This is a genomic window from Enterobacter sp. SCRI0065, assembly GCF_059766475.1.
Window position 1 is genome coordinate 259,023 of the sequence record NZ_JCBAJB010000004.1, and the last position, 19,720, is coordinate 278,742.

The following is a 19,720-nucleotide window of genomic DNA, read 5'->3' on the forward strand; positions in this document are numbered from 1 at the left end:
GAGACCGGGGCATCGCCCCGGTTGTCTTATCCAGCAAAGGAACCCGATGCCACGCCAAGTGCCGCCAGTATCAGCAGTAATACCATGGCTTTGACCGGCGACACGCCACGTTTTGCCATCAGATACCAGGTCCCCAGCACCACAATAAGCGGAAGCAGCTGCGGGAATATACCGTCCAGCATCTGCTGCACGTGAATGTTAACGCCGTCCTGGGTGATGAACTCCAGGCCGGTGCCCAGCTTCACGTAGCTTGCCGCGACGCCGCCCATGACGAACACGCCCAGCAGCGAAAGCGCTTCTCGCAGCCGTGTGGATTTGCTGCTGACCAGCATTTCCACCGATCCCGACCCCATCTGGTAGCCCTTAAGAAACAGGAACCAGGAGCCTGGAATGATAATGGCCAGCCAGGCGACGGTGTAAAATAGCGGGCCGAGAATATTCCCACCTGCCGCCAGCGCCATCCCGATGCTGAGCAGGATCGGGATCAGCATACCTGGGATCATGGAATCACCGATCCCAGCGATCGGCCCCATCAGACCCACCTTCAGGGTGTTAATGGTTTCTCCATCGATCGGTTCGCCGTTGGCTTTTTTCTCCTCCAGACCCAGCGCCATGCCGTTAACAATCGCGCCAATCTGCGGCTCGGTGTTGTAGAACGAGGCGTGACGGCGCAGCATTTCAGTTCGTTGAACGGCATCGGGATAGAGCTTTTTTGCCACCGGCAGCATGCTCAGGCAAAAGCCGAAAGATTCCAGGCGTTCAAAGCTCATCGAAGACAGGTTGTGCATCATCCATGCCCGCCAGCAGCGGCGCAGATCTTTGCGGGTGAGTTTACGGTCTTCCATCAGAATTCATCCTCATCAATGGGTAACGGCCTTGAGGCCGCAGCCTGCGGCGGTTCCGGTTTGTAGTTGTAATGAATTAACGCCAGCAGTGCGCCAACGATCACCAGCGCCACCATGTTCAGCTTCAGGAAAACGATGCAGACGAAACCCACCAGGAAGTAGATGAGCATGGAGTAGCTTTTGATGATCTGCTTAAGCAGGATGGCGATACCCACGGCTGGCAAAATGCCACCCAGCACATTCATGGTGGAGAGCACGATGTGGGGCAGGCTGTCCATAAAGCCGCTGATGTACTGTGCGCCAAAGAAGACGGCGATAAAGGTCGGCACAAAGCGCAGAACAAAATTCATCGCCTGCGGCCAGATGGCGCTGTTGAGGTAAATTCCGCGCTCGTCGCCGCGCTCAAGGGCAATGTCGGCCCGATGGTTCCAGAATGAGTTCAGTACCATCATCGCGTTAAAGAGAATAGTACCGGCGATACCGATGGTCGCTGCCAGCGCGACGGCGACCTCTGGTCCTTTGCCGGACAAAATCCCCAACGCAATCGCGGGGTAGGCAACAAAGTTGAGATCGGCAGGCATCGAGCCGCCCGGCGTGACCATAGCGATATAAACTGCCTGCACCGCCACGCCAATCATGATCCCGGTTTTGACGTCACCCAGAATCAGGCCAACCAGCATCCCTGAAACAAGCGGTCGGGAGATGAGATACCAGCCGCCGGTCAGCCCTAACAGCCACGGGCTGCTGAGCGCGCCAAGATAGCAAAGCAGGCCAATTAATGAGGCTTCAATAATCATGATGTGTTCCTTATTTCAGCTTTTGTCTGGCGTCCTGCCAGCGATAAAAACTGGCATCGGGAACCAGGCGAAATTCAATCGAGTGTCCCTGAGCAGTGAGCCACTCAAAGGCCGCCGCTTCTTCGGCAGTGACCGATTGATTAGGGCCGATGGTGGTGGTATCAGCGCGGGCACTCATCGGCCCCACGTTGATTTTGCCATTGCTGTTTTTCAGGCTAATCCCTGCCTGCTCTATGCGTTGAAGCGTGAGCGGTGATTTGCCAATCACAAAATAGCGCTTCTCGCTGGCTATCACTTTTGGCAATTTCTCGATGGCGGTGGCCGTATCGAACAGCCACACTTTGGTATCGGAGACGGCCCCTTTCATGACCGATGAAAGCAGCGGGTCGGCCGCGACGGCATCGTCAATGGCGACGATACCGTCACAGGGCAGCTCTTTGGCCCAGCGTGTGATGAGCTGCCCGTGGATCACGCGGTCATCAATGCGTACAAAAGAAATACTCATATGCGGCTCCTTAAAAATCGTCTGTCTGTGCAGAATCTGCCGGTTTCGCCTGAATAAGCGTCGGCAGAGTGAGTTCGATAATCTGCGCGGCGGCATGGTGAACATCGTGTGTCATCATGATGTCGTCGGTTTGCAGTAACATCGGGAAGTTAACCCCCGCCACGACGGCGACCGGGGGCTGCGTGTGCGGGTTAAACGCCACTTCGCAGGCCACGTTCCACGGCGTGCCGCTTTGCATATCACACAACACCAGCACGCCGTCGGCGTTTGCACTGGCAGCTTGAAGCGTGGCGGCAAAGTCACGGCGAAAACCCTCTATTCCTGCCTGTTCGGTAAGACAAACGGCCTGCACGCAAGGAAGGTCGCCATACACCATTCGACCGCTTGCCAGCAACGCGTCTGCAAGCGGGCCGTGGGTCGCGACAATAAAATGAATCATTGTTAGCTCCTTACCCAGGCTTTGATGGTGGCTAGTGGCCGATCGGAGGCGTTGTCAGAAGGTGAGATGCGATATTCACCTACGTCAGCCGGGATGATGAACGTTTCGGCGTAATGGACGGTAAACGGCTCGAATGCGCCGGTTGGGCTGTCGACTATCGCCCGGTCGCCCTCCACCAGATTCAGCACGTTCACGCCGCCGCCGGTGTGATGCACGACGGGTTCGCTAAACCAGTGGCGGCGCGTTTCGATAAATTCACGTTCGTGCAGACCGGTGCGTTCTTCGCGCCAGTGATTTCCTTCGGCGATAGGTTCAAATTGATTCACCAGATGTTGATGTACCCACTGCGTATCGCGCTGCCAGTCGATCACCTTTTCGCCATGATCCAGATGCACCGGACGTGGCAAACCGTCCATCCCCAGACGATCCCAGTCCCACAGTTTGAAGGTGAAGATATACGGCGTGGCGCTGATCTCCAGCACCATCGTCCCCGCGCCGGAACAATGCACGGTGCCTGCCGGGATCAGAAAGTGGTCGTGCTTATTTGCCGGGATCTGATTCACGAAGCGGGCATCATCAAACGATTTTTCACCGCGCCCTGCGCGCCTGAGATCGTCCATCATGGCGTGCGGATCGATGCCGGTTTTTGTTCCCAGATAAACCATGGCACCCGGTTCGGCTTCCAGAATGTAGTAGCTCTCATCCTGGGTGTAATGCATCCCGAACTGCTGCTGAATGTATTCCGTGACCGGATGAACCTGGAAACTCAGGTTCTGCCCGCCGATGGTGTCGAGGAAGTCAAAACGGATCGGGAACTCCGCGCCGAAGCGGGCGTGAACTTTCTCGCCCAGCAGGGCGCGAGGTTGAAGCAAGACCAGATCCTGAGAGGGGATCTCGATCCGCACCGCGCCAACACGCAGTAACAGGCTGTTCTCCTCGGGCACGCAGTCAAAACACCATGCGTAATTGGGCGCAGAGGGATCGAGATCGAATTGCTGTTTCATCCACTGGCCGCCCCACACGCCGGGATCGAAAAACGGCACGACGCGAAAAGGCTGAGTGGCAGTTTGAGCCAGTCCGGCACGTAATGCCTCGCCGCTCACCATGGCGGGATTCTGTGCGCGGGTGGTGTCCAGAACAAAATCGGCGCGTTTGAGAAGCGGCGTTTTGTGGCGGTCAAAGACGCGCCATTCAATAAAGAACGCGCGTTTGTAACGACGAAGCATGTCTTCGCTCTGATTTTGTGCCCCCCAGTTATCCAGCTCACCGCTGCGCATACGCTGCTGGATCTCCCAGCGGGGAAGGTCGGCGTACACCAACACGTCGCCCGGATGGACAAGCGCGGCGCCAGGACCATAGATAATCACTAATCCGCTGGAACACTGCCTGACCTGCTCTTGCAGCGCCGCCAGGCGAGACGAGTCGATAAATTCATCAAGCTGGTGGCAGGAGAGCACGCCAAAGACACGATCGTCGGTGAGATTGCGCGCCAGCATGTCATGAAGCGCGTGCTCATCCTGTCGCGCTCGTTCCGCGTTAATCGTCAGCGCCGGGCTTAAGCGCGGCAGCAGGCTGTCTTCAAGTTCAGAAAGGCGGACGCCGGGATAGCAATCAATCACCAGTACGGTACGTTTTTGCTGTTGGGTTTTGGCGTTAACGGTTTTGGCAATGGCCTCCCAGCCTTGCCATGCGCTGTCGTCATAACCCTTCACCGTCACCGTGGGAAATCTGTCGTAGGTTGTCATTTATTCCTCCGTAATCGTGGTTTAAGGTTATTCGATTAACCGCATTTGAAAAGAGTGGTTAACGCGATTAACCCGCCATAAATGCCAATGGAATCCCGATCGGTGGCCGTAATGTGAAGAGACTCACAGGGAAAAATGCAAAAAATAGGTTATTCGATTAATCTGTAGTGAAGTCTAAGGAGTCAATATGACGGGAATCACGCTGGCAGATGTCGCAAAACGCGCCGGAGTTTCAACGGCGACCGTATCGATGGTGCTGTGTAACAAGGGGCGCATTTCGCAAAGTACGCGCGAAAGGGTGCTCAAGGCGCTGGATGAGTCAGGCTATGTTTATAACCAGACGGCGGCCAACTTACGTAATCGCAGCAGTAATCAGGTCGGGCTGCTGTTACATGATATTACTAACCCCTTTTACGGCGAAATGACGGCGGGGCTGAGTCATGAAATGGAGCGCCACGACCTGCTGCTCTTTCTGGCGAACAGCGAAGAATCAGCGGAACGGCAGCAAAAATTTGTCGATTCGCTCATGCGCAACAACGTCGGTGGTATGGTGCTGTGTGCTGCCCGCGAAACACCGCAGGCATTTTTCGATGGCCTGAAGCGGCGCAACATTCCGGCGATTATGGTCGTGCGCCCGCTAAACGATCCGGATTTTGATTTTGTCGGGACGGACAACTTCTTAGGTACTCAGATGGCGACCGAGCATCTGCTCAGAATGGGTCATCGGCACATTGCGTTTATCGGCGGTAGCCAGAATTCAGGCTCGCGGGCGCAGCGTATTGGCGGGTTCACCAGCAAGCTGCTGGAATACGGCGTGACGCCAAATCCGGCCTGGATCGTTACCTCGCAGGCCAGCCAGAGTGACGGCGCGCGCGTGGCGGAAGCATTGATACGCGATAATCCGCAGATTGAGGCGGCCATTTGCTATCAGGATATTGTGGCGCTGGGCGTGATGCAGACTTTACGCAAGCTGGGCCGTGAGCCGGGGCGTGATTTTGCGCTGGTAGGGTTCGATGACATCACCGAAGCGGCGCTGGTACAGCCAGCATTGACTACGGTGTCGGTGGCGGCAAAAGAGATTGGCCGCAAAGCGGGGGAGCTGCTTTTTAGCCGGATACAGGGCAATGATGAGCCTGCCAAACGGATAATCCTGCCGCCTGCGCTGGTGGTGCGAGAATCCTGCGGTTTTCGCTGACGATCATGTCTGTAACTGATATCACTCCCTGTTTAACATTAAATTCTAATTATCGGCGTTTTCAGTTGGCAGCCTTCGCAAAGGCTGGTTAATCTGAAAACGATTTACATACTTTTAACGTAAGAGAATAACTATGCATGATGCACAGGTCCGTGTCGCGATAGCAGGCGCGGGGGGTCGTATGGGCCGACAGTTAATTCAGGCCGCGATGCAAATGGACGGCGTGGCGCTGGGTGCAGCGCTGGAGCGTGAAGGCTCTACGCTTTTAGGCACCGATGCAGGTGAACTGGCAGGCGCAGGAAAGACGGGCGTCATGGTGCAAAGCAGTCTGGACGCGGTGAAAGATGATTTTGACGTGTTCATCGATTTTACCCGCCCGGAAGGAACGCTCAATCATCTGGCTTTTTGTCATCAGCACGGTAAAGGCATGGTGATCGGTACTACCGGTTTTGATGATGTGGGCAAGCAGGCGATTAAAGACGCCAGCAAAGACATTGCCATCGTCTTTGCCGCGAATTTCAGCGTGGGTGTCAATGTCATGCTCAAGCTGCTGGAGAAAGCGGCGAAAGTGATGGGCGACTATACCGATATTGAGATTATCGAAGCGCATCACCGTTACAAAGTTGATGCACCCTCCGGTACTGCCCTGGCGATGGGCGAAGCGATTGCTTATGCACTGGATAAAGATTTAAAAGACTGTGCGGTCTATGCGCGCGAAGGCCACACTGGCGAACGCGTGCCGGGCACAATTGGTTTTGCTACGGTTCGCGCGGGCGATATTGTCGGCGAACATACCGCTATCTTCGCCGATATAGGCGAAAGAGTGGAAATCACGCATAAAGCATCCAGCCGAATGACGTTTGCAAACGGTGCAGTACGCTCCGCACTGTGGCTAAAAAGTAAAGATAATGGTCTTTTTGATATGAAAGATGTCCTTGATTTAAACAATTTATAAATGTTGTTACCCTTCGTGATGTGGTTGTCGTAATCATAACTACTTGATTACAGAGGGCAGTAATTTACTGCCCTTTTATTTTTTGTATTTCAAGTCTATTTATCTCTGTAAGCGCTATTTATGCTATTATTCATTGTTTTTTGTGTTGCGTTGATGTGAATTTTGACCATTTGGTCTGGTTTTTTACGTCCCATACTCTAGAAAACTATTTAACTGCGTAAACAAACGTTTTCCTGTGTGATTTTGTTGATCTTTATGTCGCTTAAACACGCTTAACTTCCCCAGTCGCGTAAAAGAATACGTAAAATACCCATTTTGAGTTGACTTTCCCTCTCTAAATCCCGAGAATGCCGCCGTTTGCCGAAAATCCACTGGCAGCAAATTTGCATTGATTCATGACGCCGTTGTGAATTAATATGCAGATAAAGTGAGTGAATATTCTCTGGAGGGTGTTTTGATTAAGTCAGCGCTATTGGTTCTGGAAGACGGAACCCAGTTTATCGGTCGGGCCATAGGGGCAACAGGTTCGGCGGTTGGGGAAGTCGTTTTCAATACTTCAATGACCGGTTATCAAGAAATCCTCACTGATCCTTCCTATTCCCGCCAAATCGTCACCCTTACTTATCCCCATATCGGTAATGTCGGCACCAACCCCGCCGATGAAGAGTCCTCTCAGGTACATGCACAAGGTCTGATTATTCGCGACCTGCCGCTGATTGCCAGCAACTACCGCAATACCGAAGACCTCTCTTCCTACCTGAAGCGCCATAACATCGTGGCGATTGCCGATATCGATACCCGTAAGCTGACGCGAATTCTGCGCGAAAAAGGCGCTCAGAACGGCTGCATCATCGCAGGGGATAACCTGGATGCGGCGCTGGCGCAGGAAAAAGCCAAAGCGTTCCCGGGCCTCAACGGCATGGATTTGGCGAAAGAAGTGAGTACCGCAGAAGCTTACAGCTGGACGCAAGGTAGCTGGACGCTGGCAGGCGAACTGCCAGAAGCGAAGAAAGAAGAAGAGCTTCCGTTCCACGTGGTGGCTTACGACTACGGCGCTAAGCGCAACATTTTGCGTATGCTGGTGGATCGCGGCTGCCGTCTGACGGTTGTCCCGGCGCAAACTCCGGCAGACGACGTCCTGAAGATGAATCCGGATGGGATCTTCCTGTCAAATGGTCCTGGTGACCCGGCGCCTTGTGATTACGCCATCGCGGCGATCAAAACGTTCCTTGAAACTGATATCCCGGTCTTTGGCATCTGCCTCGGCCATCAGCTGCTGGCACTGGCGAGCGGTGCGAAAACCGTGAAGATGAAGTTCGGCCACCACGGCGGCAACCACCCGGTAAAAGATATCGACAACAGCACGGTGATGATTACCGCACAGAACCACGGTTTTGCGGTGGATGAGGCGTCGATGCCTGCCAACCTGCGCGTCACGCATAAGTCGTTGTTCGACCATACCCTGCAAGGGATTCATCGCACCGACAAACCGGCGTTCAGCTTCCAGGGACACCCTGAAGCGAGCCCAGGCCCACACGATGCCGCGCCGCTGTTCGATCACTTTATCGAACTTATCGAGCAATACCGTCAGACCGCTAAATAATCAGGAGCTAAGAAGAACATGCCAAAACGTACAGACATAAAAAGCATCCTGATCCTTGGCGCTGGCCCGATCGTGATCGGCCAGGCCTGCGAATTCGACTACTCCGGTGCACAGGCGTGTAAAGCCCTGCGTGAAGAGGGTTACCGCGTTATCCTGGTGAACTCCAACCCGGCAACCATCATGACCGACCCTGAAATGGCCGATGCGACCTACATCGAGCCGATTCACTGGGAAGTGGTACGCAAAATCATCGAAAAAGAGCGCCCGGATGCCGTGCTGCCGACGATGGGCGGCCAGACCGCGCTGAACTGCGCGCTGGAGCTGGAACGTCATGGCGTGCTGGCCGAATTTGGCGTGACCATGATTGGTGCGACCGCCGATGCGATTGATAAAGCTGAAGACCGCCGCCGTTTCGACGTGGCAATGAAGAAAATCGGCCTCGACACCGCGCGTTCAGGCATTGCACACACCATGGAAGAAGCGCTGGCGGTTGCCGCTGACGTGGGTTATCCGTGCATCATCCGACCTAGCTTCACCATGGGCGGCACCGGTGGCGGTATCGCGTATAACCGTGAAGAGTTTGAAGAGATTTGCGAGCGCGGTCTGGATCTTTCCCCAACCAAAGAGCTGCTGATTGATGAGTCGCTGATTGGCTGGAAAGAGTACGAGATGGAGGTGGTGCGTGATAAAAACGACAACTGCATCATCGTCTGCTCGATTGAAAACTTCGATGCAATGGGCATTCATACCGGCGATTCCATCACCGTGGCACCTGCGCAGACTCTGACCGATAAAGAATACCAAATCATGCGTAACGCCTCGATGGCGGTACTGCGTGAAATCGGCGTCGAAACCGGCGGTTCTAACGTGCAGTTCTCGGTGAACCCGAAAAACGGTCGCCTGATTGTTATCGAAATGAACCCGCGCGTATCACGCTCTTCGGCGCTGGCGTCAAAAGCAACTGGCTTCCCGATTGCGAAAGTGGCGGCGAAACTGGCGGTGGGTTACACCCTCGATGAGCTGATGAACGACATCACTGGTGGACGTACCCCGGCTTCCTTTGAGCCATCCATCGACTACGTTGTAACCAAAATTCCTCGCTTCAACTTCGAGAAATTTGCGGGTGCAAACGACCGTCTGACCACGCAGATGAAGTCCGTCGGCGAAGTCATGGCGATTGGCCGCACGCAGCAGGAATCCCTGCAAAAAGCACTGCGCGGCCTCGAAGTGGGCGCAATGGGCTTCGACCCGAAAGTAAGCCTGGACGACCCGGAAGCGCTGACCAAAATCCGCCGCGAGCTGAAAGACGCCGGTGCCGAGCGTATCTGGTATATCGCCGATGCGTTCCGCGCGGGCCTGTCCGTCGACGGCGTCTTCAACCTGACCAACATCGACCGCTGGTTCCTGGTGCAGATTGAAGAGCTGGTTCGTCTGGAAGAGCAGGTTGCGGAGATGGGCATTACCGGCCTTGATGCTGACTTCCTGCGTATGCTCAAGCGTAAAGGCTTTGCTGATGCGCGTCTGGCGACGCTTGCTGGCGTGCGTGAATCTGAAATTCGCAAGCTGCGCGACCAGTACAACCTGCACCCGGTTTACAAGCGCGTGGATACCTGTGCGGCAGAGTTCTCCACCGACACGGCGTACATGTACTCCACGTACGAAGATGAGTGCGAAGCGAATCCTTCCACGGATCGCGATAAAATTATGGTACTCGGCGGCGGTCCAAACCGTATCGGCCAGGGCATCGAATTTGACTACTGCTGCGTACACGCCTCGCTGGCGCTGCGCGAAGACGGTTACGAGACCATCATGGTCAACTGTAACCCAGAAACCGTATCGACCGATTACGACACCTCTGACCGCCTGTACTTCGAGCCGGTGACCCTGGAAGACGTACTGGAAATCGTGCGCATCGAGAAGCCAAAAGGCGTTATCGTACAGTACGGCGGACAAACCCCGCTGAAGCTGGCTCGCGCTCTGGAAGTCGCTGGCGTTCCGGTTATCGGCACTAGCCCTGATGCGATTGACCGTGCAGAAGACCGCGAACGTTTCCAGAAGGCAGTTGACCGTCTGAAGCTGAAACAGCCCGCCAACGCCACCGTTACCGCAATTGAAATGGCCGTTGAGAAGGCAAAAGAGATTGGCTACCCGCTGGTGGTGCGCCCGTCCTACGTGCTGGGTGGCCGTGCGATGGAAATCGTCTACGACGAAGCTGACCTGCGTCGTTACTTCCAGACCGCCGTCAGCGTCTCAAACGATGCGCCAGTGCTGCTTGACCGCTTCCTCGACGATGCGGTTGAAGTGGACGTGGATGCCATCTGCGACGGTGAAACGGTGCTGATTGGCGGCATCATGGAACACATTGAGCAGGCGGGCGTTCACTCCGGTGACTCAGCATGTTCACTGCCTGCTTATACCCTGAGCCAGGAAATCCAGGACGTGATGCGCCAGCAGGTGCAGAAACTGGCCTTCGAGCTGCAGGTGCGCGGCCTGATGAACGTCCAGTTCGCGGTGAAAGACAACGAAGTTTACCTGATTGAAGTTAACCCACGTGCGGCGCGTACCGTACCGTTCGTCTCTAAAGCTACCGGCGTACCGCTGGCAAAAGTGGCGGCGCGCGTGATGGCGGGTCAGACGCTGGCACAGCAGGGCGTGACCAAAGAAATCATCCCGCCGTACTACTCGGTCAAAGAAGTGGTGCTGCCGTTCAACAAGTTCCCGGGCGTTGACCCACTGTTAGGGCCAGAAATGCGCTCTACCGGTGAAGTGATGGGCGTAGGTCGTACCTTCGCAGAAGCTTTCGCCAAAGCACAGTTGGGCAGTAGCTCCACCATGAGAAAACAGGGCCGCGCGCTGCTCTCCGTTCGCGAAGGCGACAAAGAACGCGTCGTGGACCTGGCGGCGAAGCTGTTGAAGCAAGGCTTTGAGCTGGATGCCACCCACGGTACCGCGATTGTCCTGGGTGAAGCGGGTATTAACCCACGTCTGGTCAACAAGGTGCATGAAGGTCGTCCGCACATTCAGGACCGTATCAAGAATGGCGAATACACCTACATCATCAACACCACCGAAGGACGTCAGGCGATTGAAGATTCCAAGCTGATTCGCCGCAGTGCGTTGCAGTACAAAGTGCACTACGACACCACCCTGAACGGCGGTTTCGCAACCGCCATGGCGTTGAACGCGGATGCCACTGAGAAAGTGATTTCCGTTCAGGAAATGCACGCACAAATCAGCAAATAAGCCCTATCACCCGGCGGCAGCCTTGCTGCCGGGCATTTCCCTCTTCTTCAGAGTGTTCTGGTTTTCCATCTCTTCTCAGTCAGTTAGCCTAAAATGGTTAGGTAGATAATGAAATTCAACTGATAAGCAGGGAGAACACCATGCGAAATAAACTTCTGATGACCTCAATTTTTGCTGCCGCAGCGTTGATGACCGTAACCGGTTGTTCGTCTAATCAGGCCGTGAAAACCTCCGATGGCAAAACCATTGTGACCGATGGTAAACCGCAGGTGGATGACGATACCGGCCTGGTCTCCTATAAAAATGCCGAAACCGGTAAGACTGAGCAGATCAATCGCGATCAGGTGAAGTCGATGGGTGAACTGGACAACTAATAAGCTGTTGCGTGGCCCCGCCGAGGGTGGGGCCGGCAAGCGCAAGTTAGAGTAACGCGTGGTCAATTTTGACGATAATTTTACGCAGAGGTGCTCCGGCACCGAGTGACCCCATCGGGCGATGCAATTCGCCGGGGAAAAGTACCGTCAGCTCTTCCGGATGCAGATGAATCAGCGTTTCGCTGCTGATGTATTCGCAAAAACCAATGTCGTGAGCCTCGTTGAACGGGCCATCCTCAGAAATGTTAAGTCCCTTGTTTCCCGCACCTACCATCTCTTCCCCCGCAAGCACGATATGAATATCAATATACTGACGATGGTATTCCGGGCGCTGCTCGGCAAGAGGCCGTGTCTCGCCTTCAACAACCGTGAAGAAAATATTGTCACCCTCGACGGTATATTTACCCGCCGGAAGCACGTGCGGATCCTGTGCGATAACTGCCTGCAACGCCTTGCGGATCACGGGCGGGTAAAAGGGATGGTTGGCCGCAGCGGCTAAGGTATCGATAATCATGCCGGTATCCTCCTGGAGGGCTGGTCTTTAAGTAAGGTTAGGGATTGCGCGACGATATGCGGCACGTCTGGCGCGATGTCGACGGCGAGAATGTCAGGTTCACTTTCATCGGGGGCTTCCAGCGCGGCAAACTGGCTGCGCAGCAAGGATTCAGGCATAAAATGGCCCTTGCGCTGCTGCATCCGTTCCAGAATGCAGGCGTAATCACCGGTGAGCCAAAGAAAGCGCAGACTGCTGCTGCCTTCGCGTAGCCTGTCGCGATAGCGTTTTTTGAGCGCCGAGCACACCAGCACGCCGGACTCGTTTTTTTGCTCCAGGCTAAATATGACATCGGCGAGCCGTTCCAGCCACGGCGCGCGGTCATGATCTTCCAGCGGTTGGCTTGCCGCCATTTTGACGATATTTTGCCTGGGATGAAGATCGTCACCGTCAATAAATTTGGCACCAAGCGCCTGAGCGAGCGCCTGCCCGACGGTGGTTTTCCCGGTGCCAGAGACGCCCATCAAAATAATGCATTGCCCTGCCATAGCGAGCTCCTTACTCAGACCGCAACCAGCATGCCGCCGTCAACGAACAGCAAATGCCCGTTAACAAAATCGGACGCTTTTGATGACAGAAACACCGCCGCGCCGACCAGTTCCTGCGGGTCTCCCCAGCGAGCGGCGGGCGTACGTTTGCACAGCCAGTCGGTGAAGGCTTGATCGTCAACCAGCGTCTGGGTCATGGCGGTTTTGAAGTAGCCAGGCGCAATGCCGTTAATCTGAATATTGTAACGCGCCAGCTCAACGCACATGCCTCGGGTGAGCATTTTCACGGCCCCCTTAGCGGCGGCGTAAGGTGTTATCGTGTCGCGTCCCAGTTCGCTTTGCATTGAACAGATATTGACGATTTTACCCTGCTGGCGGGCCATCATTCGCTTAGCGACGGCCTGAGAAACAAGAAATACCGCGGTCTGGTTAACGGCAATAACGTCATTCCACTCTTGAACCGGAAATTCAGTGAAAGGATGACGGCGCTGGATGCCCGCATTATTAAAGAGCACATCAATCGAGCCTATTTCGCTTTCAATGGTGGCAATGGCATTTTCAACAGAATCAGCATCGGTCACATTAAATACCGCGGGATGTGCAATGGCACCTTCATCGCGTAATTTCATGACGGCATCATTAGCGCGAGTGTCAGAAATATCATTGATAATAATTTCTGCGCCATATTGTGCCAGGCCCTTGGCCATAATAAAGCCTATTCCTTGCCCTGCACCGGTAATTAAAATGCGCTTGCCCTGTAAGCTAAAAAGATCTTTCATCTTGATATCCTGATTAACGGCTGAATATAAATAACGTCGTGTGTTCTATCTCACGGTTTTTTGTCCTGGCAAACTGTGATGGCGATCACCCTAAAACGTGTTACAAAAAGGGGTTACGGTAATCGTGACGGGGGGTGGCAATTCCCGTGTAATAGCGGCGAAGCGCGGGGGTGGAGCGATTCTCTTTTTACCAGGCGGCAGGCATAATGGCCTGATGCAGTGGATGTAGTTGACGGGCCAACAGATGAAAGCACAACGCATTACGCTCAATGATATTGCTGAGCTCGCTGGCGTAACGAAAATGACCGTCAGCCGTTATTTACGTACCCCGGATAAAGTGAAACCCGAAACGGCAGAACGCATTGCCAGTGTCATTGCGGAAGTGGGTTTTGAGCCCGATCCGGATAATCCGGCGATGAGCAGCGTGGTGGTTCCACGTATTGGCGTGCTTATCCCTTCTTTTCATAACCAAATCTTTGCCGATCTGCTGGCCGGAATCGAGTCGGTGACGGCCGCACACGGCTATCAAACGCTGGTCGTGAATTATGACTATGACCGACAGCGCGAAGAAGAGCAGATTGCAGCGGTGCTGGCATTTAACGTCAAAGGTCTATTGTTGACGGAATCTGTGCATACGCTCCGGGCGGATAAATATCTTAATGCCGCCAAAATCCCGGTTGCTGAAGTGATGGGATTGTCGGAAAACCCAGGGCGGATCAATGTGGGGTTCGATAACGTTAAGGCCGGTTTTGATATGACCAACATGCTGCTGGCGAGCGGAAAACAGCATGTTATTTACTTCGGTTCGATGTCTGACGTTCGCGACGAGCAGCGCTATGCCGGTTATTGTCAGGCGATGGAACGCGCGGGCCTGGCGGTCGGACGAATCGCACCCAATAAGGTCTCGTCGGTCTCTATTGGAACCGGGATGATGACGCTGGCGCGCCAGATGTATGCCAGCATGGACGCGATTCTGTGTACTAACGACGACCTGGCGGTGGGCGTATTACAGGAATGTCTGGCTTCAGGCGTTCGCGTTCCCGAAACCTTAGCCATCGCCGGTTTTCACGGACTGGAGATAGGACAGATTATTTCCCCTCGGCTGGCGAGCGTGCTCACTCCGCGCTTTGAAATGGGGAAAGTGGCGACAGAAATCCTGATTAAGAAAATCAAAGGGCTGCCAACCATAGAAAAAGTCGATCTTCATTATCGCCTCTCAATGGGGGAAACCCTCTAATTTGTCTTACCGATCACGGACGGTGTAACAGCCATTCTTAACACGATTCAGCGTGATGCAGATCGCAAAAAGCCCTACAAAAAACCCGTTTGATAGTGACAACCGTTTTTAACCCAACTTCAAACAGGTGATCTGATGAATACTGCAATGACCCGCGCCGTGCTGTTAGTGGCACCCGTTGTCGAGAGCCTACAAGCGCAACTGTCCGATGCATTTCCGGTATACCGCCTTTACGAGCAAGAAGATCCGATCGGTTTTTTGCGTGAGCATGGAGAGCACATTGCCGCTGCGGTTACGCGCGGCGACGTTGGCATAGAGAACAACGTGCTGGAGCTACTGCCCCACGTTGGGCTGATCGCTATTTTTGGCGTAGGCACCGATGCGGTGGATCTCGATTTCGTTCGTACCCGACAGATAGCCGTCACCATTACCTCTGGCGTACTGACCAACGATGTTGCCGACCTGGCGATGGGCCTGCTGCTGGCTGGGGCCCGCAAGCTGTGTCTGGGCGATCGTTTTGTGCGTGAGGGGCAATGGCTGACGGGTGGCCTGCCGCTGGCAACGCAGGTCAGCGGTAAACGTATTGGTCTGCTGGGAATGGGAAATATTGGCCAGGCTATTGCACGTCGTGCGCGTGGCTTTGATATGGAGGTGCTCTACACGGATCGTAAAAAAGTGACGGGTCTGGATTATCAGTGGTGCGCAGACCTGCATACGCTGGCGCACGAAAGCGATTTCCTGGTGATTGCGGCGTCTGGTGGCGAAGCCAATCGCGGGATTATCGATGCCTCGGTGTTTAACGTAATGCCAGGGCATGCATGGCTGATTAACATTGCCCGTGGATCGTTGGTCGATGAAGAGGCGCTGATCGACGCGTTACAAAAAGGTGTTATCGCTGGGGCGGGTCTGGACGTTTTTGCCGATGAGCCAAATGTTCCGGCACAACTCATCGCTCTCGATAATGTGGTTCTTCAACCGCACGTCGCCAGCGCGACTCACGAGACGCGTCAAAAAATGAGCGACGTGGTATTTGCCAACGTGGCGGCTTATTTTGCTGGGGTACGTTTACCAAACGCGATTGATTAATTCCTGACTCTTATTTCTGTACCTGTTTTCATTCAATGACAACAATAACCTCTGCATAGAGAGTGAGAAATATGAACGATAACATTCCTGCTACCCGCTGGCTGCGTATTATCGCGCCAGTATTAATTGCCTGTATTATTTCGTTTATGGATCGGGTCAATATTAGCTTTGCCTTACCCGGTGGGATGGAAGCGGATTTAGGTATTACCAGCCAAATGGCTGGCGTGGCGAGCGGTATCTTTTTTATTGGTTATTTATTTCTGCAAATACCCGGCGGTCGCATTGCCGTTAACGGCAGTGGTAAACGTTTTATTGCCTGGTCGCTGGTGGCCTGGGCGATAGTGTCTATTGCGACGGGTTTTGTGACGCATCAATATCAGTTATTAGTTCTGCGCTTTATCCTGGGTGTTTCGGAAGGCGGCATGTTGCCGGTTGTGTTGACGATGGTCAGCAACTGGTTCCCGGAGAAAGAAGTGGGGCGAGCCAATGCCTTCGTGATGATGTTTGCGCCGTTGGGTGGAATGCTCACCGCACCGATTTCCGGCGCGATCATCTCTGCCTTTGACTGGCGGTGGCTGTTTATCATCGAAGGGCTGTTGTCGCTGGTGGTGCTGGCCGTGTGGTGGTACATGATAAGCGACCGTCCGGAGGAGGCGCGCTGGTTGCCGGACAGCGAACGCGACTATTTAGTCACGACGCTGGCAGCAGAGCGGGCGGCAAAGCTGGCGGAAGCGCCGGTTAGCAAGGCACCAGTAAAAGATGTTTTCCGCAACCCTGCGCTAATGAAACTGGTGATCCTCAACTTTTTCTACCAGACCGGAGATTATGGCTACACCCTGTGGCTACCGACGATCCTCAAGGGGCTGACGGGCGGCAGTATGGTGAGCGTTGGTTTTCTGGCGGTGCTGCCTTTCGTGGCAACGCTGGCGGGGATTTATGTCATTTCACTGTTCAGTGACCGAAGCGGTAAGCGTCGTCTGTGGGTTCGGTTTTCGCTCTACAGCTTTGCCGCCGCGTTGGTCGCTTCCGTGATACTTCGCGAGCATGTTGTGGCGGCGTATATCGCACTGGTGGTGTGCGGATTCTTCCTTAAATCAGCAACCAGCCCGTTCTGGTCAATGCCTGGCCGCATTGCTTCTCCGGAAGTTGCCGGTAGCGCGCGTGGCGTCATTAACGGTCTGGGAAACCTTGGCGGTTTTTGCGGCCCGTACCTGGTGGGGGTGATGATCTATCTTTATGGTCAGAACGTTGCGGTATGTGCGCTGGCGGGTTCGCTGATTATCGCCGGTACCATGACCTTCCTGCTGCCGAAAAAATGCGACCTTGTGGTCAATGCGCCAGATGTGGCTGCCCGCGAGCAACCCGGTCAGGCATAAATAATAGATATCATTGTAAGTGGTTATATTAACTGTCTACACTCTTGCTGATTACAACAAGCGTTAAAGCAGGCTAGACAATGATTCTGATAATTTATGCGCACCCTTATCCGCGTCATTCGCACGCGAATAAGCGGATGCTTGATCAGGCAAGGACACTCGACGGTGTAGAGATACGCTCTCTTTACGAACTCTATCCAGACTTCAATATTGATATCGCCGCCGAACAGGAGGCGATATCGCGTGCCGATCTGATTGTCTGGCAACATCCTATGCAGTGGTACAGCACGCCACCGCTGCTCAAGCTGTGGATCGATAAAGTCTTCTCTCACGGTTGGGCGTATGGTCATAACGGCCATGCGCTAAAGGGCAAAAGCCTGCTGTGGGCCGTCACTACCGGTGGCGGTGAAAGTCATTTCGATATCGGCTCCCATCCAGGTTTTGACATGCTGGCTCAGCCGCTTCAGGCAACCGCACTCTATTGCGGTTTAAATTGGCTCCCTCCTTTCGCTGTTCACTGTACCTTTGTGTGCGATGACGAAACGCTACAGGCTCAGGCGCGTCACTATAAACAACGCTTACTCGACTGGCAGGAGATGCATCATGGATAGCCATACGCTGATACAGACACTGATTTATCTGGGTGCGGCGGCGTTGATCGTGCCCGTTGCCGTGCGTCTCGGGCTGGGCTCGGTGCTCGGCTATTTAATCGCTGGCTGCATTATCGGTCCGTGGGGACTGCGTCTGGTGACCGACGCCGAGTCGATCCTGCATTTCGCTGAAATCGGTGTGGTGCTGATGCTGTTTGTAATCGGTCTGGAACTCGATCCGCAGCGGCTCTGGAAACTACGTGCTTCGGTATTTGGCGGAGGTGCGCTGCAGATGGTCGCCTGTGGCGCGTTGCTGGGTGGGTTCTGCATATTGCTTGGCATGGACTGGAAGGTCGCGGAGCTGATTGGCATGACGCTGGCGCTTTCTTCAACGGCAATTGCGATGCAGGCGATGAACGAGCGTAACCTGACGGTTTCCCAAATGGGGCGCAGCACTTTTTCGGTGCTGTTATTCCAGGATATCGCGGCCATCCCGCTGGTGGCAATGATCCCGCTGCTCGCGGCAAGCGGTTCGTCAACAACGCTGGGCGCGTTTGCGCTCTCGGCGCTGAAAGTGGCTGGCGCCCTGGCCCTGGTGATTCTATTAGGCCGTTACGTCACGCGTCCGCTGCTGCGCTTTGTGGCCCGTTCGGGTCTGCGCGAGGTGTTCAGCGCCGTGGCGCTATTCCTGGTGTTTGGCTTTGGCTTGCTGCTTGAGGAGGCCGGTTTATCGATGGCGATGGGGGCCTTCCTGGCGGGCGTTCTGCTGGCGAGCTCTGAATACCGCCACGCACTCGAAAGCGATATTGAGCCGTTCAAAGGCTTGCTGCTGGGGCTATTTTTCATCGGCGTGGGGATGTCCGTCGACTTTGGCACACTGGTAACGCATCCGCTGCGCATTCTTATTCTGCTGGTTGGCTTCCTGGTGATTAAAATGGGCATGCTGTGGCTGATTGCTCGCCCATTGAACGTGCCGAAGAAACAGCGCCGCTGGTTTGCCGTGCTACTTGGGCAGGGCAGTGAATTTGCGTTTGTGGTATTTGGTGCGGCGCAGATGGCAGAGGTACTCGATCCGGAATGGGCGAAAGCGCTGACCCTTGCCGTTGCGCTGTCGATGGCGGCGACGCCGATTTTACTGGTGCTGCTGACGCGTCTTGATCAATCGGACAGTGGACAGGATCGGGAGGCCGATGAGATAGACGAAGAGCAGCCGCGTGTCATCATCGCCGGGTTTGGCCGTTTTGGTCAGATATCCGGGCGTCTGCTGCTGTCCAGCGGCGTGAAGATGGTGATTCTCGATCACGATCCTGACCACATCGAAACGCTTCGCAAATTTGGTATGAAGGTCTTTTACGGTGATGCCACGCGCGTCGATCTGCTGGAGTCTGCGGGCGCAGCGAAAGCCGAAGTGTTAATTAACGCCATCGATGACCCGCTGACGAGTCTGCAACTGGCGGAGCTGGCGAAAGCGCATTTCCCGAACCTGAAAATTATCTCCCGTGCGCGCGATGTGGATCATTACATCAAGCTGCGTCAGGTTGGCATTGAGGCCCCTGAACGTGAAACCTTTGAAGGTGCACTCAAAACAGGCCGCATGGCGCTAGAGGGTTTAGGACTGGGTGCGTATGAAGCGCGGGAGCGCGCCGATCTGTTCCGTCGTTTTAATATGGAAATGGTTGAAGAGATGGTTGAGATGGCAGAAAACGATGCGACATCTCGTGCGGCGGTGGTTAAGCGCACCAGCGCGATGCTGACGGAAATCATCAACGAGGACCGTAATCATCTGACGTTGACCCAGCGGCATGGCTGGCAGGGGACGGAAGAGGGCAAGCATACCGGCGATCCTCAGGATGAGCCGGAGAGTAAACCGATCTCGTGAAGTGGCGTTGCCAGCAATAATGAAAAATTTC

Annotated in this window: 18 protein-coding genes; 10 read left to right on the forward strand and 8 right to left on the reverse strand. The window is 54.5% G+C overall.

From position 1 onward, the window contains the following. Positions 1-26 precede the first annotated feature (26 nt). From AC6EMZ_RS13755 to AC6EMZ_RS13775, 5 genes are read right to left on the reverse strand one after another with little or no spacing between them, the layout of a single operon-like run. On the reverse strand, positions 27-845 hold the full coding sequence (locus tag AC6EMZ_RS13755) for a PTS system mannose/fructose/sorbose family transporter subunit IID (protein ID WP_498403076.1): 819 nt from the start codon (positions 843-845) through the stop codon (positions 27-29). Further along, positions 845-1,642 carry a PTS mannose/fructose/sorbose/N-acetylgalactosamine transporter subunit IIC gene (locus AC6EMZ_RS13760; RefSeq protein ID WP_498403078.1) on the reverse strand — a complete coding sequence of 266 codons (798 nt, stop codon included), beginning with the start codon at positions 1,640-1,642 and terminating at the stop codon, positions 845-847. Before AC6EMZ_RS13760 ends, AC6EMZ_RS13755 begins: the two co-directional genes overlap by 1 nt. Before the next feature lie 10 nt (positions 1,643-1,652). Further along, on the reverse strand, positions 1,653-2,147 hold the full coding sequence (locus AC6EMZ_RS13765; RefSeq protein ID WP_498403079.1) for a PTS sugar transporter subunit IIB: 495 nt from the start codon (positions 2,145-2,147) through the stop codon (positions 1,653-1,655). Positions 2,148-2,157: 10 nt separating this feature from the next. Next, positions 2,158-2,586, reverse strand: a complete 429-nt coding sequence (locus AC6EMZ_RS13770; RefSeq protein WP_498403080.1) for a PTS sugar transporter subunit IIA — start codon at positions 2,584-2,586, stop codon at positions 2,158-2,160. A 2-nt stretch (positions 2,587-2,588) separates the two neighbouring features. Next, on the reverse strand, positions 2,589-4,331 hold the full coding sequence (locus AC6EMZ_RS13775; RefSeq protein ID WP_498403081.1) for a class I mannose-6-phosphate isomerase: 1,743 nt from the start codon (positions 4,329-4,331) through the stop codon (positions 2,589-2,591). Between the two features lie 187 nt (positions 4,332-4,518). Here AC6EMZ_RS13775 and AC6EMZ_RS13780 point away from each other — a divergent pair, with 187 nt between their 5' ends. The 5 genes from AC6EMZ_RS13780 to AC6EMZ_RS13800 all read left to right on the forward strand — a co-directional run bounded on the left by AC6EMZ_RS13780 (position 4,519) and on the right by AC6EMZ_RS13800 (position 11,701). Further along, positions 4,519-5,526 carry a LacI family DNA-binding transcriptional regulator gene (locus AC6EMZ_RS13780; RefSeq protein WP_498403082.1) on the forward strand — a complete coding sequence of 336 codons (1,008 nt, stop codon included), beginning with the start codon at positions 4,519-4,521 and terminating at the stop codon, positions 5,524-5,526. A gap of 133 nt (positions 5,527-5,659) precedes the next feature. Next, complete coding sequence (gene dapB, locus AC6EMZ_RS13785; protein ID WP_498403083.1) at positions 5,660-6,481, forward strand: 4-hydroxy-tetrahydrodipicolinate reductase; 822 nt, start codon at positions 5,660-5,662, stop codon at positions 6,479-6,481. A 454-nt stretch (positions 6,482-6,935) separates the two neighbouring features. Beyond that, the gene (carA, locus tag AC6EMZ_RS13790) at positions 6,936-8,084 is read left to right on the forward strand and encodes a glutamine-hydrolyzing carbamoyl-phosphate synthase small subunit (RefSeq protein ID WP_498403084.1); all 1,149 of its coding nucleotides are present in this window, start codon (positions 6,936-6,938) and stop codon (positions 8,082-8,084) included. A gap of 18 nt (positions 8,085-8,102) precedes the next feature. After that, entirely contained in the window at positions 8,103-11,327 is a 3,225-nt protein-coding gene (carB, locus tag AC6EMZ_RS13795; protein ID WP_498403085.1) for a carbamoyl-phosphate synthase large subunit, read from the forward strand. Between the two features lie 140 nt (positions 11,328-11,467). Beyond that, on the forward strand, positions 11,468-11,701 hold the full coding sequence (locus AC6EMZ_RS13800; RefSeq protein ID WP_498403086.1) for a YgdI/YgdR family lipoprotein: 234 nt from the start codon (positions 11,468-11,470) through the stop codon (positions 11,699-11,701). Positions 11,702-11,747: 46 nt separating this feature from the next. On the opposite strand, the gene AC6EMZ_RS13805 is transcribed toward AC6EMZ_RS13800, so the two are convergent. From AC6EMZ_RS13805 to idnO, 3 genes are read right to left on the reverse strand one after another with little or no spacing between them, the layout of a single operon-like run. After that, complete coding sequence (locus tag AC6EMZ_RS13805; RefSeq protein WP_498403087.1) at positions 11,748-12,215, reverse strand: NanQ anomerase/TabA/YiaL family protein; 468 nt, start codon at positions 12,213-12,215, stop codon at positions 11,748-11,750. Then, positions 12,212-12,742, reverse strand: coding sequence for a gluconokinase (locus AC6EMZ_RS13810; protein WP_498403088.1), 531 nt, complete (start codon positions 12,740-12,742; stop codon positions 12,212-12,214). The genes AC6EMZ_RS13805 and AC6EMZ_RS13810 overlap by 4 nt, the downstream gene beginning before the upstream one ends. Positions 12,743-12,756: 14 nt before the next feature. Then, positions 12,757-13,521, reverse strand: a complete 765-nt coding sequence (gene idnO / locus AC6EMZ_RS13815; RefSeq protein ID WP_498403089.1) for a gluconate 5-dehydrogenase — start codon at positions 13,519-13,521, stop codon at positions 12,757-12,759. A 244-nt stretch (positions 13,522-13,765) separates the two neighbouring features. Between idnO and AC6EMZ_RS13820 the strand changes: the two genes are divergently transcribed. From AC6EMZ_RS13820 to kefC, 5 genes are all read left to right on the forward strand, one after another. Further along, positions 13,766-14,758, forward strand: coding sequence for a LacI family DNA-binding transcriptional regulator (locus AC6EMZ_RS13820; RefSeq protein WP_498403090.1), 993 nt, complete (start codon positions 13,766-13,768; stop codon positions 14,756-14,758). Positions 14,759-14,893: 135 nt separating this feature from the next. Beyond that, positions 14,894-15,844, forward strand: a complete 951-nt coding sequence (locus AC6EMZ_RS13825; RefSeq protein ID WP_498403092.1) for a 2-hydroxyacid dehydrogenase — start codon at positions 14,894-14,896, stop codon at positions 15,842-15,844. 71 nt (positions 15,845-15,915) lie between these two features. After that, complete coding sequence (locus AC6EMZ_RS13830) at positions 15,916-17,220, forward strand: MFS transporter (protein WP_498403093.1); 1,305 nt, start codon at positions 15,916-15,918, stop codon at positions 17,218-17,220. 80 nt (positions 17,221-17,300) lie between these two features. Continuing rightward, on the forward strand, positions 17,301-17,831 hold the full coding sequence (kefF, locus tag AC6EMZ_RS13835; protein WP_498403095.1) for a glutathione-regulated potassium-efflux system oxidoreductase KefF: 531 nt from the start codon (positions 17,301-17,303) through the stop codon (positions 17,829-17,831). Continuing rightward, positions 17,824-19,689 carry a glutathione-regulated potassium-efflux system protein KefC gene (kefC, locus tag AC6EMZ_RS13840; protein ID WP_498403096.1) on the forward strand — a complete coding sequence of 622 codons (1,866 nt, stop codon included), beginning with the start codon at positions 17,824-17,826 and terminating at the stop codon, positions 19,687-19,689. The genes kefF and kefC overlap by 8 nt, the downstream gene beginning before the upstream one ends. Positions 19,690-19,720 lie beyond the last annotated feature (31 nt).